This window comes from Sphingomonas telluris (genome assembly GCF_022568775.1).
GTDB lineage: Bacteria > Pseudomonadota > Alphaproteobacteria > Sphingomonadales > Sphingomonadaceae > Sphingomicrobium > Sphingomicrobium telluris.
In genome coordinates, this window is sequence record NZ_JAKZHW010000001.1 from 906,740 (window position 1) to 922,130 (window position 15,391).

A 15,391-nucleotide genomic window follows, 5' to 3' on the forward strand; every position below is an offset into this window, starting at 1 on the left:
CTCACTCTTCTCCGTCGCGTTTGTCGGCGATGCCGAGAGCCTTGAGCTTCCGGTGCAGCGCCGACCTTTCCATGCCGATGAACGATGCCGTTCGCGAGATGTTGCCGGAGAAGCGACGGATCTGGATTTTCAGATACTCACGCTCGAAGGACTCGCGAGCTTCCCTCAGCGGACTGCCCATGATCGTCAGGGTCGCGCTCGACATGCCCACGGAACCCTGGTTGTCGATCACTTCGCTAGGAAGCAGATCGACATCGATGGAGGACACGCGATCGCCGGGCGCAAGGATGATCGTGCGCTCGATGATGTTCTTGAGCTGGCGCACGTTCCCGGGCCAGTCATGCGCCTGTAGCGCGGCAATCGCTTCGTCCGAGAATGTGGGAGGCGGAATGCGCCGGTCGACGGCGAAGCGCGTCAGGAAGTGGTTCGCAAGCTCCGCAATGTCCTCCCGGCGCTCACGTAGCGCCGGGATCCGAACCGGAACGACGTTCAGGCGGTAATAGAGGTCCTCGCGGAACCGGCCCTCGGTGATCTCGTCCGCGAGATTGCGCGACGTGGCCGACAGCACGCGCACGTCGACCTTGATCGGGCGCTGCCCGCCGACGCGGTGATAGCTCTGGTCGGTCAGGACTCGCAAGATCTTCGCCTGCGTCGTCAGCGGCATGTCCGCGATCTCGTCGAGGAACAAGGTGCCGCCATGCGCCTGTTCCAGCAGGCCTGGGCGCGCAACACCGTCCGCCTCGCTGCCGAAGAGCTCTTCCTCGACGCGATCCGGGCTCATCATGGCCGCGGAAACGACGATGAAGGGCGCTCTCGCACGCGGGCTCCACTGGTGGATCATGCGCGCGGCGATTTCCTTGCCGACGCCTGCGGGCCCGGTGATCAGGACACGGCTTCCGGTCGGCGCCACACGCTTCAGCGTGGCACGGACATTGTTTATGGCGACGGACGTTCCGTCGAGCTGGTCGTCGTGACCGACCTGCTGGCGCAGCGTCTCATTCTCGCGACGAAGACGATCTGTTTCGGTCGCGCGGGCGACGAGATGGACGAGGCGCTCGGCCTCGAACGGCTTTTCGATGAAGTCGACGGCGCCTTCACGGATAGCCGCAACGGCGGTGTCGAGATTGCCGTGGCCCGAGATCATCAGCACCGGCAGACTCGGATCGCGGCGCTTCACCTCCTGCAGCATCTCGAGCCCATCCATCCGCGAGCCCTGCAGCCATACGTCGAGAAGCACGAGCGAGGGCCGGCGGTCCTCGATCGCGTCGAGCGCCGACGTGCTGTCGGCCGCGGCGCGAACCGCATAGCCCTCGTCTTCCAGGACTCCGCTCACCAATTCGCGGATGTCCGCCTCATCGTCCACAACCAGCACTTCAAGCGCCATCAACTACTCCACCGTCGCTGTCGCCCTGTTGATCCCCACCCGCATCCGCTTCGGCTAGCGGCGCGGCATCATGCGTTTCCAGACCGGAAAGCCGTTCGGCATCGAAGGCGATGCGCACATGCGTGCCGCCCCCTGGCCGATCCAGGAACGCAATCTCGCCGAGGTGCTCCTCGACGATCTTCTTGACGATCGCGAGGCCTAGCCCCGTGCCGCGGACCCGCGTCGTCATATAAGGTTCCGTCAGCCGCTCCCGGTCCTCCGGAAGGCCGACGCCCGTGTCGGTCACGTCGATGACCAACTGCCCCTCTTCGTAGTGCAGCTTGAGCTCGACGCGATCGCCGGCGAGGCTGTGCTCGCCGCGGCTCCGCCTGGCCTCAATGGCTTCCACGGCGTTCTTCACCACGTTGCTGAGCGCCTGGCCCAGTTGCCGCCGGTCGGAGACCATCTTGAACTCGCCCTGCTGCGGCTGAAGCGCGAACGTAATCCCAGGATGTGCGACTTCGTGAAGGAAGAGCGCCTGGCGGGCAATGTCGTAGACGTTCTCCAGCCGGAAGATCGGCTTGGGCATGCGCGCGAAGTTCGAAAACTCGTCGACCATCCTGCGAAGGTCGCCGACCTGCCGCACGATGGTGCCCGTCAGTCGTTCGAACGTCTCTGAATCCGACGAAATTTCCTTGCCGAAGCGACGCTGGAGCCGCTCGGCGGCAAGCTGGATCGGCGTAAGCGGATTCTTGATCTCATGCGCGATGCGCCGCGCGATGTCCGACCATGCCGCGCGCCGTTGGTCGCTGAGCTGGTCTGTGATGTCGTCGAAGGTGATGACCGCGCCACCCTCGTAGCGGACGCGCTTCACCGCGAGCGTGCGCTGGCCCGTACCAGCGATGACCGAAACGTCCGCCTCGCGTTGTTCGCCCAGCATGAACTCGTCGAGTTCCGAGGTGACGTCAGCCAGCGCGACGCCCTCGAGCGGCTCTTGCTCGTGCTGCAGAAGGCTTTCGGCCGAACGGTTGATGAGCAGGATGCGGTTGCTCGCATCGAGCGCGATCACGCCAGCGGTAACGCTGGAAAGGACTGCCTCGGTAAACGCGCGCCGCGCCTCGAGCTGGGTGTTCGCCGACCGGAGAGCGCCGGTCTGCTCTTCCAGGCGTCCGGACATGCGGTTGAATGCGCTCGCCAGAGTCTGGATCTCATCCTCGGTCTTGGTGGCCTTCACCCTAGCCGAGAAGTCGCCTTCCTCGATCCGCCCGGCGGCCGTCACCAGCTGACCGAGCGGACGAACGAGGCGATCCGCCATCTTCAAGGCAGCAAGGATCGCGAGGCCAACGATGACGAGCGCACCAAGCAGCAGAGCGGCATTGAACCTGAATTGATTGATCCGCGATCGGGCGAGCAGCGATTGGTAGTCCCCGAGCACCTCGTTGGCGCGGTTGATCTGCAATGCAATCTCGGGGTCTACGTGCCGCGCGACGTAGAGGAAGCTGTTGGGACCGTAGTTCAGCCGGGTCAGGACCGAGATGCGGTCGGGCGTTCCCACATCCACCACTTGGTCGGGCGGAGCATTCTTCAGCTTCGTGACGGCGGCGTTGATCCGCTTGTCGTTGATCATGCCGTCGTAGCCGTTGACGACGCCGAATGTTTGAACCTGTCCGTTGGGGCGAATCTCAAGGATCGCCGCCTCGTTCAGCGAGCGAAGATAGACCTGATACGCGAGTGCTTCATTGAAGCGAGGGTCGTCCTGCGTAACCTTCTGCAACATCTCCGCCACGTTGCCCGACATCGCCGTTGCTTCGGCGCCTACCCGGCCAAGCTCGTAACGATAGGTCGCCCGTGCGACCTGAACCGTGTTCTCCAGCATGCTGCGCGCCCGGTCGGAGAACCAGAACTCTAGCCCGCTCTGGAAGAGCAGCGATGCGAAGATCACGACGAAGACGGTCGGAACGGACGCCAGCACCGAGAACAAGGTAACCAGCCGCGCGTGCAGCCGACCGCTTCCGAGGCCTTCGCGCGCTGCCCGATACCGAGCGACCCTGCGCGAATAAAGGACCATCAGCGCAATCGCCGGGATCAGGTTCGCGACGAGGAGGACCGCAATAAGTGGCGGCGATAGCAACGAGCCAGGCTCCGCCGTTCGCCTCAGCACCCAGAAACTGAACGCCACTGTGGCAATGAGGACTGCCGCGACGCCCCACGTCGCATAGCGCGACACCCTGCCGTTCGCCCGGTTACGAGCGAGCCAGTCTGAGAGCGAGCTATTGTTCAATCGCGATTCGGCGGCAGGCGCGTCCACGCGCTCGGCCTAGCACGGTAGTTGCACGAAAAACACAGTAGCTGATGCGTTGCCGCTGTTTTTCACGCCGCAGCGCGCGAGAGCCATGGCGAATAGAATTCGCGCAGCATGGAGACGACGGTCGCCGGGTCGTCCCGCTGGTTGATCTTATTACGAAGGTCAGCCGATCCCGGCAGGCCCTTAGTGTACCAGCCGATGTGCTTGCGAGCGAGATTGACGCCTGTGTGCGTGCCGTAGAGCGAGAGCATCTCGTCATACTGCTCGAGCATCGTCGTCAGCTGTTCGTCGAGGTCCGGGTCGGGTTTGGCCCCTCCCCCGCAAAGCGCTGACATCGTCTGGCCGAGAAGCCACGGCTTTCCGTAGGCGCCGCGACCGATCATCACGCCGTCGGCGCCCGATTGCTCAAGCGCCGTTTGAGCGTCCTCGATCGAGCAGATATCACCGTTGACGATGACCGGTACCGAGACCGCGTCCTTCACCTCGCGGACGAAGGCCCAGTCGGCGCTACCCTTATACATCTGGCACCGCGTGCGGCCGTGGACGGTGATCATCTTGATCCCAAGGTCCTCGGCGATGCGCGCAAGCTCGGGGGCATTGAGGGTGGAATTGTCCCAGCCCATGCGCATCTTGAGCGTGACCGGTACCGAAACCGCCTTCACCGTCGCATCGATCAGTGCCGAGGCAAGCGGCAAGTCCCGCATGAGCGCGGATCCAGCGTCACCGTTGACGACCTTCCGGACGGGGCAGCCCATGTTGATGTCGATGATCGCCGCGCCGCGTTGCTCATTGAGCTTTGCGGCCTCGGCCATGACGCGCGGCTCGCAACCGGCCAGCTGGAGCGACACCGGCTCTTCGATCGGGTCCCACAGCGCCTTCTGCAGCGACTGGCGCGTTTCCCGGATCATCGCCTGGCTGGCGATCATCTCGCTGACCGTGAGACCCGCCCCGAAACGCTTCACCACCCGCCGGAACGGCAAGTCGGTGACGCCCGTCATCGGCGCCAGAATCACCGGCGTGGCGATGGTCACCGGACCGATCGAGATGGGCTTCAGCACTGTCATGGGTCCGGCGCATGTAGGGGAACAGCCCTTGGCGGACAAGGCGAGCCGCCCTAAGTCCCCGCGGAATGTCCGTTACTGCACTCATCGTAGCCGCCGGCAAGGGCGAACGCCTGGGCGGCGACATCCCGAAGCAATACTTGCCGATCGGCGGCAAGCCGGCGCTCCGCTGGGCGGTGGAGGCACTTGCCGGCCATCCGTCGATCGACGCCGTGCGTGTGGTAGTTGGAGCTGGGCAGCAGGATCTGGCGAGCGCGGCGCTGCACGGCATGAACGTCGGCGACCCGATCGAGGGCGGTCCGGAGCGATCCGACAGCGTTCTCAACGGTCTTGAAGCGATCAGCGAAGGTGCGGTCCTGGTCCACGACGCTGCCCGGCCCTTCTGCCCGCCCGAGGTCGTCGATCGGTTGATCGCGGCCCTCGACAAGGCCGATGGCGCGGTGCCCGTACTCGCCGTCGCCGACACGCTCGCACAAGGCGCAGCTTTCCTCGACTCTCCCGTCGACCGGAAGCGCCTCCTCCGCGTCCAGACGCCGCAAGCCTTTCATGTGGAAGACCTAATCTATGCCTATGAGGAAGCCGGGCGAAGCGCTGCAACGGATGAGTCCACGGTCATGCTGGCTGCAGGACTGAAGGTGGCGACGGTCGAGGGCGATCCGATGCTCGAGAAGCTGACGACGCCGGGGGACTGGGCCCGAGCCGAAGCCATTCTCTCGTCTCGGCTGGTGCCGCGCACGGGCATGGGCTTCGACGTCCATGCCTTCGCTGGCGATGGGCCGATCATGCTTGGAGGGGTCGCCGTTCCGCACAGCCGCGGATTGGCGGGCCACAGCGACGCCGATGTCGTCCTGCATGCAATCACCGATGCCCTGCTGGGCGCGGGAGGTTTAGGAGACATCGGTGAGCATTTCCCGCCTTCGGATCCGCAGTGGAAGGGTGCCGCTTCGCACCTATTCCTCGCCCACACTGCTCGCCTCGTGCGCGACGGAGGCGGCATCGTCGACCATGTCGACGCGACGATCATTGCGGAGGAGCCTAAGGTGGGTCCGCATCGTTCTGCCATCCGCATGCGCGTTGCGGAGATTCTTCAATTGAAGCCGGACCAGGTGAGCATCAAGGCGACCACGACGGAGGGCCTGGGCTTCACCGGTCGCCGCGAGGGCATGGCAGCACAGGCAGTCGTCAGCATCAGGATGCCTGCAAGTGCCTGAGACACTCCTTCCCTCCGCGCTGGTGGACAAGGCACGCGAGGTCGTCGAGGCCAATCGCGTAGCGGGCAAGCGCATCGCGGTCGCTGAAAGCTGCACGGGCGGTCTCGTCAGCGCGGCTATCACGGAGATCGCCGGCGCATCCGACGTGTTCGAAGCCGGCTACGTCACCTATTCCAACGCAGCGAAAATCGAGGACCTCCACGTAAGCCAGGAAGTCGTCGAGACCTTCGGAGCGGTGAGCGTAGCCACGGCTTGGGCGATGGCGAGAGGTGCTTTGATGGCGTCCGATGCGGACATCGCCGTGGCCATTACGGGTGTCGCCGGTCCGGGCGGCGGTACTCCGACCAAACCCGTCGGAACGGTTGTCTTCGCTCGCGCAGAGCGTGGCAAAGACCCGTCGCAAATCTCTGCCGACCAAAGACATTTTGATGCCGAAGGCCGCGGCGGGGTCCGCCTTCAGGCGGCGCTTTGCGCGCTTGAACTGTTGATGCCGTAAAGGACCGCCGCCCGCTCCTCGAAGGCGCGGGTCATTCGGCGCAGAGCTCGGTCGAACATCTGGCCAGCCAGCGTCTCGAAAATGCGCGAGCGGAATGCAAAGTCCACGGAGAAGCAGAGGTTCGTTCCGCCGTCCGGCGCAGGATCGAACTTCCACTCGTTGTGCAGATACTTCAGCGGGCCCTCGACATAGTCGACGCATATCCGGTTCGGCCGCTCCTTCTCTACCCGGCTGGTGAAGCGCTCCTTGAACGCGTTGAAGCCAACAACAAGGTCGGCGACGGTCTCTTCAGGCGTCGATGAGCGGATACGGACGGCCACGACCCAGGGCAGGAATTCGTCGTAGCGGGCAACGTCCGCGACCAGGTCGAAGAGCTGTTCAGGCGTATAGGGGAGATGCTTCGTCTCGGTGTGACGCGGCATTAGCCGTTCGCCCGCTCCAGCTGTGCATTCCGGTTGGCCTGCATCTTCTTGAAGTCGTCGCCGGCGTGATAGCTCGAACGCGTCAGCGGCGATGCCGCTACGAGCAGGAAACCCTTCGCCCGCGCGATCGAGGCATAGGCGTCGAACGCCTGCGGGGTCACGAACTCCTCCACCTTCGCATGGCGTGGCGTCGGCTGCAGGTACTGGCCCATGGTCAGGAAATCGACGCCGGCGGAGCGCATGTCGTCCATCACCTGATGGACTTCGAGGCGCTGCTCGCCGAGACCGACCATCACGCCGGACTTGGTGAAAATGTGAGGCGCCTGGCGCTTGACACTTTCGAGCAGGCGGAGCGAGGCATAGTAGCGGGCACCCGGACGGATCGTCGGATATAGCCTCGGCACAGTCTCGAGGTTGTGATTGTAAACGTCGGGACCTGCCTCGACGATCGCGGCGACCGCCGTTTCGCTCTTGTTGCGGAAGTCGGGGGTCAGGATCTCGATCGTCGTATTCGGCGTGTTCCGGCGGAGCGCCTGGATTACCTTCACGAACTGCGAAGCGCCGCCATCCGGCAGATCGTCCCGATCGACCGAGGTCACGACGATATGCTCGAGGCCAAGCTCCGCGGCCGCCACCGCGACATTCTCCGGCTCCATCGGATCGACGGACTGGGGCATGCCGGTCTTCACATTGCAGAAGGCGCAGGCACGGGTGCACGTGTCGCCGAGGATCATCACGGTCGCGTGCTTCTTCGTCCAGCACTCGCCGATATTCGGACAGGCCGCTTCCTCACACACCGTCGCAAGACCGAGGTCGCGCATCAGGCGACGCGTTGAGTGGTAGCCGGGGCTGGTAGGCGCCTTCACCCGGATCCAGTCCGGCTTGCGCTGCCTCGGAACGGCGATGGGAGCGTTCATGCGCGCCAGATAGCGACTGGATCCGCCGCTTGCCACCCCTCCCCCGCTGCGGCTAGCGGACCTCATGCCCTACCTTAACCGGCTCATCGAAGGTTATCACCGCTTCCGCGAAAAGGATTGGGAGCATGAGCGAGAGCGTTGGTCGGAGCTCGCCGAGGGCCAGAGCCCCCGGGTGATGATCCTGTCCTGCGCAGATAGCCGCGTCGATCCTGCGCAGATCTTCGACGCTCGTCCCGGCGAGATGTTCGTGGTGCGCAACATCGCGGCGCTGGCACCGCCTTACGAAACCAGCCGCGGCTTTCACGGCGTGTCCGCCGCGCTGGAGTTCGCGGTGACGCAGCTGAAGGTCAGCGAAATCCTGGTGATGGGGCATGGGCTCTGCGGCGGCTGCGCGGCCGCGCTGACCGGCCAGTTCGACGAAACGGAACCCGGGGAAGGTCATTTCATCGCCGACTGGGTGCGGATGCTCAGTGGTGCTCGCGACGAGGTCAAAGCGCGTCACGAGGCGCTGGACCGCGCTGCGTTTCTCGAAATGGAGCGGGAAGCGGTGAAGGTCAGCCTTGCCAACCTGCGCACATTTCCGTGGATCGCAGAACGCGAACGCGCCGGCGAGCTGAAGCTCCACGGCGCGCACTTCTCGATTTCAGAAGGTAAGCTGTACGTGCTCGACGAGGCGGAAGCGGAGTTCCGCCCCGTCTAGCGTTTGCCGCCGCTCTAGCAGCGCGTGTTGTAGTCGTAGACCGGACGGCCGTACTGGTCGACGTAGTAGCAGTAGCCGCGCGTATCGCGATAATACTGCTTGCCCTTGATGACCGCGCCCAGGACGCCGCCAAGGACTGCACCGGCAACGGCACCCTCGACGGGGCTGACACCGCCGACGACGGCGCCAACCGCCGCGCCGCCTGCAGCGCCGAGCGCCGCACCCGTCGCCGCGCGACGAGCCTGGTCGTTATTGTTGCCGTAATAAGGGTCATTGTACCCGTACGGGTTCGTGGCGCAGCCGCTAACCGCTACGCTTGCGGCGAGAGCTGCCGTGATTGCAAACTTCTTCATAGAAACATCCTCCAAGCCCGTTATTCCTCCCAATGCGGGTTCAATTGCTCGAACAGCGTTTCGTTCCCGGGCGATCATTACGGCAAGCTAACATGAATGGATTCCGAACATGAATGACAGGCACGACGAGCGCGAAGACAACATTGCGCTGCTCATCGACGCCGACAATGCCAGTCCCGACCATTTCGATGAAGTATTGCTGGTGCTTGGCGAGCTCGGCACGATCAACATCCGGCGCGCATACGGCAACTGGGCGAAGGCAAGTCTGAAAGGTTGGGGAAACTTGACCGGCATCCACTCGATCGTGCCGATGCAGCAGTTCGACGTCGCCAAGGGCAAGAGCGCAACCGACATGCGCATGACCATCGATGCAATGGACCTGCTTTACCGCGGCCATGTCGACGGCTTCGGGATCATGTCGAGCGACAGCGACTTCCTCCCCCTCGCCCAGCGCATCCGGGAGGAGGGCCTGCCCGTCTATGGATTTGGAACCGCCAAGACGCCCCTCGGCTTCCGCCAGGCCTGCACGCGCTTCTTCGACATTGCAGCCTTGCAGTTGGACGACGAGGAGCAATCCACGGGCAATGCCGACGAACTCACGCTGCATCGCACCGTGGACGATGAGCTGATCGATCTGTTGGGCTCGGCCTACAAGGCCTCGAAGCGCGATGACGAGGGATATGCGTCGCTATCGGAGATGGGGCAGCGCGCCACTGCGGTCTCCAGCTTTGCAGCCCGCAACTACGGGTTCACTCGACTTTCGGACCTCATCAGGGCGATTCCCAACTTCGAGGTGAAGCCGGCGACGGATGGAAGCCTGCTCGTAAAGCGGCTGCGTTAGGGGTTCCTCCGTAGGCATCTGTGGCTAGCCGAGCACAGAATTCAGCTCCCGACAATTTCTTCACTTAAATCAGGAACTACTGCTTCTTGCAGCAGTTCACCGGGCACGAGAGACCAGAGCGGGCGTGCCGAATATCATGCTGGAGTCCAGCAAACCTGAAGACTTGCTCAATACCGCCTTGTCCGCGCTCAAGAGCGGCAGCGGATATGCTGCGGCGATCGACCGTATCCCCGTGCCCGTTTACACGACTGATGCGGAGGGCCGCGTAACATATTGGAACCAAGCTTGTATCGATTTCGCCGGGCGTGAGCCCCAGCTTGGGAGCGACCGGTGGTGTGTCACATGGCAGCTCTATACCGCCGACGGCGAACCTTTCCCGGATGGCGAGTGCCCGATGGCGAGAGCCCTTCGGGAGAAAAGTTCGGTGCGCAATGAGATCGCGATTGCAAAGCGCCCGGATGGCAGCAGGGTCGCGTTCCGAGCCTATCCCACGCCGCTGGCGGACGATTCCGGAGCGCTCACGGGAGCCATCAACATGCTCATCGACATCAGCGATGAGCAGTCCGAGATCCTCAAGGAACAGGCGTCACGCTGCCGCCGGCTGGCGCGTTCCACCAACGATGCCAACACCTCGACGATCTTGAAGGACATGGCGAACGGCTACGAAGAGACGGCTGCGCTGCTCCATCACGGCTGACTAGCCACTGGCTTACAATAGCTTCAGTTCGACCGTGACTTCGTCGCCCTCCACGATGGCGGTCTTCCGACACACATCGATCTTCACGGGCAAGAAATAGCCGCCGCCTTTCACCGGAAACACCGAGGTGCGCCAGGTGACGTCACCGATGCGCGCCTCAACCTTCACGGAGCGGAAGCCGCGCGGATTTTCCATGGCGTGCAAGAAGATCTCGCCGGATTCATCGAGGAGGCTCATGAAGTGAGAGCTGCCCTCCTCTCCCCGCCACAGCTTCAATGGCCCCGTGAAAGTGATCATACGGCCGAGACCGCTGCCGGCCCTTCTTTCAGCCGCCGCCGGTGTTCGCGCCAAGCCGTGTAGATGCCGCTCGCCGCGATCAGTGCCGCGCCGGTGATCGTGTGTGCGCTAGGGACGTCAGAGAAAAGAAGCCAGCCGTAGATGGTCGCTCCGACGATTTGCAGGTAATCGAAGGGCGAAACGACGGAGACCGGGGCGCGCAGCGAGTTGGTCATGAGCAGCTGACCGATCCCGCCCGCAAGGCCGCCTGCGGCAACAAAGGCGAACGCCTGCACCGGATGCGCATGGCCGAACACGGGCATCAGTAGTCCTCCCACGAGGATTCCGGCAACTGCAAACCAGAACACAATCGCCGAGATGTTCTCGCTGCGCTGGATTTGGCGCAGGGTCGTCGTCACTCCAGCCTGGCCGAGCGCGGCGATCAACGCGATCATGACACCAACTGCCGGGAGGCTCGATCCACCGGGACGAGCGACGATCAGCACGCCGATGAAGCCGACGACGACCGCGGCCCAGCGGTGGATTCGCACGTCCTCGCGAAGAATGAGGAAGGATAGGACGGTCGCGAAGATCGGCGCCGTGAAGTTGATTGCCGTGGCATCCGCCAGCGGCAGCAGAATGAGCGCTTGGAACGTCAGACCCATGGACGTGAGGCCGAGCGCGCTGCGCCACACGTGAGCTAGAGGCCGATTGGGCTTCAACGCCGCCAGATTCTCGGTCTGGAGCACCCAGAACAGGACGACCGGAAGGCTGAAGATCGAGCGATAGAAGACGAGCTCGGGCGCATTCATCCCGTCCATGGACGCGAGCTTCAGAAGCGCGCCCATGGTCGAAAAGCTCAGTCCGGAACCGAGCCGGCAGAGGATGCCGCTGACAACATGATCCTGATCACGTTGAGCGGCTCCCCTATGCATCGGACTACCGCGTCAGCTTGCGGTAGCTCATGCGGTGCGGGCGCGTGGCTTCCTCGCCGAGGTGACGAACCTTGTCTTCTTCGTAGGCTTCGAAGTTGCCCTCGAACCATTCGACCTGGCTGTCGCCCTCGAACGCCAGGATGTGCGTCGCAAGGCGGTCGAGGAAGAAGCGGTCGTGGCTGATAACCACGGCGCAACCGGCGAAGTTCTCGATCGCTTCCTCGAGCGCGCCCAAGGTCTCGACATCGAGATCGTTGGTCGGCTCGTCGAGCAGCAGGACGTTGCCGCCGCGCTTCAGCATCTTGGCGATGTTGACGCGGTTGCGCTCACCGCCGGACAGCTTGCCGACGTTTTTCTGCTGGTCCTGGCCCTTGAAATTGAAGGCACCGACATAGGCGCGCGTCGACTGGTCGTGGCCGTTGACCCTCATGTAGTCGAGGCCGTCCGAAATCTCTTCCCAGACGTTGTTCTTGTCGTTCAGGTGATCGCGACTCTGGTCGACGTAGCCCAAGTGCACGGTCGGCCCGATGTCGATCTCACCCGCGTCCGGCTTTTCCTGGCCCGTGATCAGCTTGAATAGTGTCGACTTGCCGGCGCCGTTCGGACCGATGACGCCGACAATGCCGCCCGGCGGAAGGGTGAACGACAGGTCCTCGAACAGCAGCTTGTCGCCATAGGCCTTGGTGACGTTCTTGACCTCAATGACCTTGCCGCCGAGCCGCTCCGGTACCTGGATGAGGATCTCGGCCTTGCCCGGGACTCGCTTCTCCTGGGAGGCGACGAGCTGGTCGAACTTGGCGATACGCGCCTTCGACTTGGTCTGACGGCCCTTGGCTCCCTGACGGATCCACTCGAGCTCGTCCTTGATCGCCTTCTGGCGCCCCGATTCCTCGCGATCCTCCTGTTCGAGGCGCTTGGCCTTCTTCTCCAGGTACGTCGAATAGTTGCCCTCGTACGGGAAGTACTTCCCGCGATCGATCTCGAGGATCCACTCGACGACATTGTCCAGGAAGTAGCGGTCGTGGGTAATCATCAGCACCGCACCCGCATATTCCTTGAGGTGCTGCTCCAGCCACTGGACACTCTCCGCGTCGAGGTGGTTGGTCGGCTCGTCTAGAAGCAGGATCGAGGGCTTCTGGATCAGCAGGCGGGTCAGCGCGATGCGGCGCTTTTCACCGCCGGAAAGGCTTTCGACCGACCAGTCGGACGGCGGACAGCGCAGCGCTTCCATCGCGACTTCCAGCTGGTTGTCCAGCGTCCAGCCGTCGACGGCGTCGATCTTGCCCTGGAGTTCGCCCATTTCCTCCATCAGCGCGTCGAAGTCGGTGTCTTCCTTCGGATCGCCCATCTCGGCCGAAATAGCGTTGAAGCGGTCGACCATGTCCGCGACCTCGCGCGCGCCGTCCTTGACGTTCTCGAGCACCGTCTTGCTAGGATCGAGCTGCGGCTCCTGGGGCAGATAGCCGACGGTTACGTTTTCACCCGGCCAGGCTTCACCCTGGAAGTCCTTGTCTATGCCCGCCATGATCTTCATCAGCGTCGACTTGCCGGCGCCGTTCGGGCCGACGATGCCGATCTTGGCGCCGTGATAGAACTGCAGGTTGATGTTATTCAGAACCGGCTTCTGGGCGCCGGGGAAGGACTTCGTCATGTCCTTCATCACAAAAGCATATTGGGCGGCCATGGGGTCGCGTCTGTCCTTCAGGAGTACGGGAATTGGACGCGAGTTAGGCGATGGGGCGCCTAATTTCCACCCCGGTCAGTCGCGGCCGACCATCTCCTCGGCATTCGCGAACCTGTAGCCCTTGAACTGCTCGCGCAGGCGAAGCTTGGACAGCTTGCCCGTCGCCGTGTGGGGAAGCTCGTCGACGAATTCGATGGCGTTGGGCAGCCACCATGACGCGACGTGGCCGCGCAGATGTCCGATGATCTCCTCGGAAGTGACGTCACTGCCGTTCGCTCGGACCACGCAGAGCAGCGGCCGTTCGTCCCACAGGGGATGCGGGATGCCGATGGCGGCCGCCTCCGCAACCCCCGGGTGACATACCGCGGCATTCTCCAATTCGATGGAGCTGATCCATTCGCCGCCGGACTTGATGACGTCCTTGGAGCGGTCGGTGATCTGCATGGTCCCATCGGGGTGGATGCAGGCCACGTCGCCGGTATCGAACCATTGCTCGTCGTCAGTCGCGTCCTGATCGGCCTTGAAGTAGCGCTTGATCACCCATGGTCCGCGGCACTGAAGCCGGCCGGACGACTTGCCGTCGCGCGGCTGGACTACCCCCTCGTCGTCCACAATGCGAAGCTCGACGCCAAAAGGCGCCCTTCCCTGCATCGCGATGTGATCCACCTGCTCCTCGTCGTTGAGGTCGCTCCAGTTCGTCGGGCGAGCGCCGCAGGTGCCGATAGGCGACGTCTCGGTCATTCCCCAGGCGTGCGTGACGTCAACACCACGGTCGCGGAGCCAGCGGATCATGGCTCGCGGAGCGGCCGAGCCGCCGATCGTCACCTTTTTCAGGTCGCCGAGCTCTTCACCGGTACGCTCGATATGGTCGATCATCGTCAGCCACACCGTCGGAACGCCCGCCGAGTGGGTGACCTTCTCCTCGCGAAAGAGCGCGCACATCGTCTCCGGGCGGTAATCCGCCGAAAGAACCAACTTCGCCCCCGTCGCGGGAGCGGCCCAGGGCACACCCCAGGCATTGGCGTGAAACATCGGCACGATTGGAAGGACCACGGCTTGCTGTGCGAGGCCCATGATGTCGGGGCCGATCTCAGCCAGCGTGTGCAGCATGGTAGAGCGATGTTCGTAGAGGACACCCTTTGGGTTGCCCGTCGTTCCGCTGGTATAGCAAAGGCCGATCGGATCGCGTTCGTCGCCATCCGCCCAGGTGTAATTCCCATCTTCGGCATCGATCCATTCGCGAAAGCCGGGCTGGCCCGGATCGGGATCGAAGCAGATGAAATGCTCGATCGTCGTCCACTTCGGTTTCATCCGCTCGACGATCGGCGTGAAGGCGCGATCATAGAGGAGAACGCGGTCCTCCGCGTGGTTCGCGATATATTCCAGCTGGTCGTCGAACAGGCGCGGATTGATCGTGTGGAGGATCGCGCCCATCCCGGTCGTGCCATACCACGATATCAGGTGATGCTCGTGGTTCATGCCCAGCGTCGCAACGCGATCCCCGCGCTTGATGCCGAGGCGCTCCAGCGCCTGCGCCATCTTGCGGGCATCGAGGGCAACCTTGCCCCAGGTGGACCGCGTCTTGCGGCCGTCAGCCCAGGCGGTCACGACCTCGCCGCCCGCATGCTCGCGTTCGGCGTGGTCGATCAGCCGCGTGACGCGCAGCGACCAATCTTGCATTGCTCCTAGCTGCACCGCTCTCTCCCCAGCAGGCACTCAACAGTGTGGCTGGGTTCAGTGGCGCAGACAACTCGTTTAAATTTGCTACCCAGCGACGGGGACTAGCGAAACTGTGACAGCTAGAACGGCAGCTTCATTCCCGGCGGCAGAGGCAGGCCGCTGGTGACCTTTTGCATCTCCGTATTCGCGGCCTGATCGGCCTTGCCGCGAGCATCGTTGATGGCGGCGGCGATCAGATCCTCGACCATCGTCTTCTCTGACGGCTGAAGCAGGCTCTCGTCGATCGATACACCGAGGATCGTGCCCTTGGCCGTGGCGCGCACTTTCACGAGACCGCCGCCCGCCAGCCCTTCGACCTCGATGCTTTCGAGGCTTTGCTGGGCCTTTTGAAGCTCGTTTTGCGCGTTCTGCGCCATCTCCATGAGCTTGTTGAGGTCTAGGTCGGGCATC

Annotated in this window: 16 protein-coding genes; 5 read left to right on the forward strand and 11 right to left on the reverse strand. The window is 63.4% G+C overall.

What is annotated here, in order from left to right; genetic code table 11:
• Window position 1: 1 nt before the first annotated feature.
• The 3 genes from ntrX to dusB all read right to left on the reverse strand — a co-directional run bounded on the left by ntrX (window position 2) and on the right by dusB (window position 4,732).
• Complete coding sequence (gene ntrX / locus LZ016_RS04630; RefSeq protein ID WP_241446152.1) at window positions 2–1,384, reverse strand: nitrogen assimilation response regulator NtrX; 1,383 nt, start codon at window positions 1,382–1,384, stop codon at window positions 2–4.
• Window positions 1,374–3,671, reverse strand: a complete 2,298-nt coding sequence (locus tag LZ016_RS04635) for a sensor histidine kinase NtrY-like (RefSeq protein WP_241446153.1) — start codon at window positions 3,669–3,671, stop codon at window positions 1,374–1,376. Before LZ016_RS04635 ends, ntrX begins: the two co-directional genes overlap by 11 nt.
• A 62-nt stretch (window positions 3,672–3,733) precedes the next feature.
• A complete protein-coding gene (gene dusB / locus LZ016_RS04640) occupies window positions 3,734–4,732 on the reverse strand; it encodes a tRNA dihydrouridine synthase DusB (RefSeq protein WP_241446154.1) in 999 nt (332 codons plus the stop codon).
• 65 nt (window positions 4,733–4,797) lie between these two features.
• Here dusB and LZ016_RS04645 point away from each other — a divergent pair, with 65 nt between their 5' ends.
• Window positions 4,798–5,940 (forward strand): bifunctional 2-C-methyl-D-erythritol 4-phosphate cytidylyltransferase/2-C-methyl-D-erythritol 2,4-cyclodiphosphate synthase, encoded by a 1,143-nt coding sequence (locus tag LZ016_RS04645; protein WP_241446155.1) that lies wholly within the window; start codon window positions 4,798–4,800, stop codon window positions 5,938–5,940.
• On the forward strand, window positions 5,933–6,436 hold the full coding sequence (locus LZ016_RS04650; RefSeq protein ID WP_241446156.1) for a CinA family protein: 504 nt from the start codon (window positions 5,933–5,935) through the stop codon (window positions 6,434–6,436). Before LZ016_RS04645 ends, LZ016_RS04650 begins: the two co-directional genes overlap by 8 nt.
• Here the strand turns inward: LZ016_RS04650 and LZ016_RS04655 are convergent.
• Together LZ016_RS04655 and lipA are read right to left on the reverse strand one after the other, a co-directional pair.
• A complete protein-coding gene (locus tag LZ016_RS04655) occupies window positions 6,397–6,858 on the reverse strand; it encodes a type II toxin-antitoxin system RatA family toxin (protein ID WP_241446157.1) in 462 nt (153 codons plus the stop codon). The two genes, LZ016_RS04650 and LZ016_RS04655, sit on opposite strands and share 40 nt — an antisense overlap.
• Window positions 6,858–7,775, reverse strand: coding sequence for a lipoyl synthase (lipA, locus tag LZ016_RS04660; RefSeq protein ID WP_241446158.1), 918 nt, complete (start codon window positions 7,773–7,775; stop codon window positions 6,858–6,860). Before lipA ends, LZ016_RS04655 begins: the two co-directional genes overlap by 1 nt.
• Before the next feature lie 64 nt (window positions 7,776–7,839).
• On the opposite strand from lipA, the gene LZ016_RS04665 reads away from it, so the two are divergent.
• Window positions 7,840–8,475, forward strand: coding sequence for a carbonic anhydrase (locus LZ016_RS04665; protein WP_241446159.1), 636 nt, complete (start codon window positions 7,840–7,842; stop codon window positions 8,473–8,475).
• A gap of 14 nt (window positions 8,476–8,489) precedes the next feature.
• On the opposite strand, the gene LZ016_RS04670 is transcribed toward LZ016_RS04665, so the two are convergent.
• Window positions 8,490–8,828, reverse strand: a complete 339-nt coding sequence (locus tag LZ016_RS04670; protein WP_241446160.1) for a YMGG-like glycine zipper-containing protein — start codon at window positions 8,826–8,828, stop codon at window positions 8,490–8,492.
• Window positions 8,829–8,937: 109 nt separating this feature from the next.
• Here LZ016_RS04670 and LZ016_RS04675 point away from each other — a divergent pair, with 109 nt between their 5' ends.
• Window positions 8,938–9,669, forward strand: a complete 732-nt coding sequence (locus LZ016_RS04675) for an NYN domain-containing protein (protein WP_241446162.1) — start codon at window positions 8,938–8,940, stop codon at window positions 9,667–9,669.
• Window positions 9,670–9,805: 136 nt separating this feature from the next.
• The gene (locus tag LZ016_RS04680) at window positions 9,806–10,366 is read left to right on the forward strand and encodes a PAS domain-containing protein (RefSeq protein WP_241446163.1); all 561 of its coding nucleotides are present in this window, start codon (window positions 9,806–9,808) and stop codon (window positions 10,364–10,366) included.
• A gap of 12 nt (window positions 10,367–10,378) precedes the next feature.
• Here the strand turns inward: LZ016_RS04680 and LZ016_RS04685 are convergent, their stop codons facing one another.
• From LZ016_RS04685 to LZ016_RS04705, 5 genes are all read right to left on the reverse strand, one after another.
• Window positions 10,379–10,663: a DUF1905 domain-containing protein gene (locus LZ016_RS04685; RefSeq protein WP_277622506.1), complete on the reverse strand. Its 285-nt coding sequence runs from the start codon at window positions 10,661–10,663 to the stop codon at window positions 10,379–10,381.
• Window positions 10,660–11,577, reverse strand: a complete 918-nt coding sequence (locus tag LZ016_RS04690; protein ID WP_241446165.1) for a DMT family transporter — start codon at window positions 11,575–11,577, stop codon at window positions 10,660–10,662. The genes LZ016_RS04685 and LZ016_RS04690 overlap by 4 nt, the downstream gene beginning before the upstream one ends.
• A 4-nt stretch (window positions 11,578–11,581) precedes the next feature.
• Complete coding sequence (gene ettA / locus LZ016_RS04695; protein ID WP_241446166.1) at window positions 11,582–13,261, reverse strand: energy-dependent translational throttle protein EttA; 1,680 nt, start codon at window positions 13,259–13,261, stop codon at window positions 11,582–11,584.
• Window positions 13,262–13,336: 75 nt separating this feature from the next.
• A complete protein-coding gene (locus tag LZ016_RS04700) occupies window positions 13,337–14,941 on the reverse strand; it encodes a long-chain fatty acid--CoA ligase (protein WP_241446167.1) in 1,605 nt (534 codons plus the stop codon).
• Window positions 14,942–15,060: 119 nt separating this feature from the next.
• Window positions 15,061–15,390 (reverse strand): YbaB/EbfC family nucleoid-associated protein, encoded by a 330-nt coding sequence (locus tag LZ016_RS04705; RefSeq protein ID WP_241446168.1) that lies wholly within the window; start codon window positions 15,388–15,390, stop codon window positions 15,061–15,063.
• Window position 15,391 lies beyond the last annotated feature (1 nt).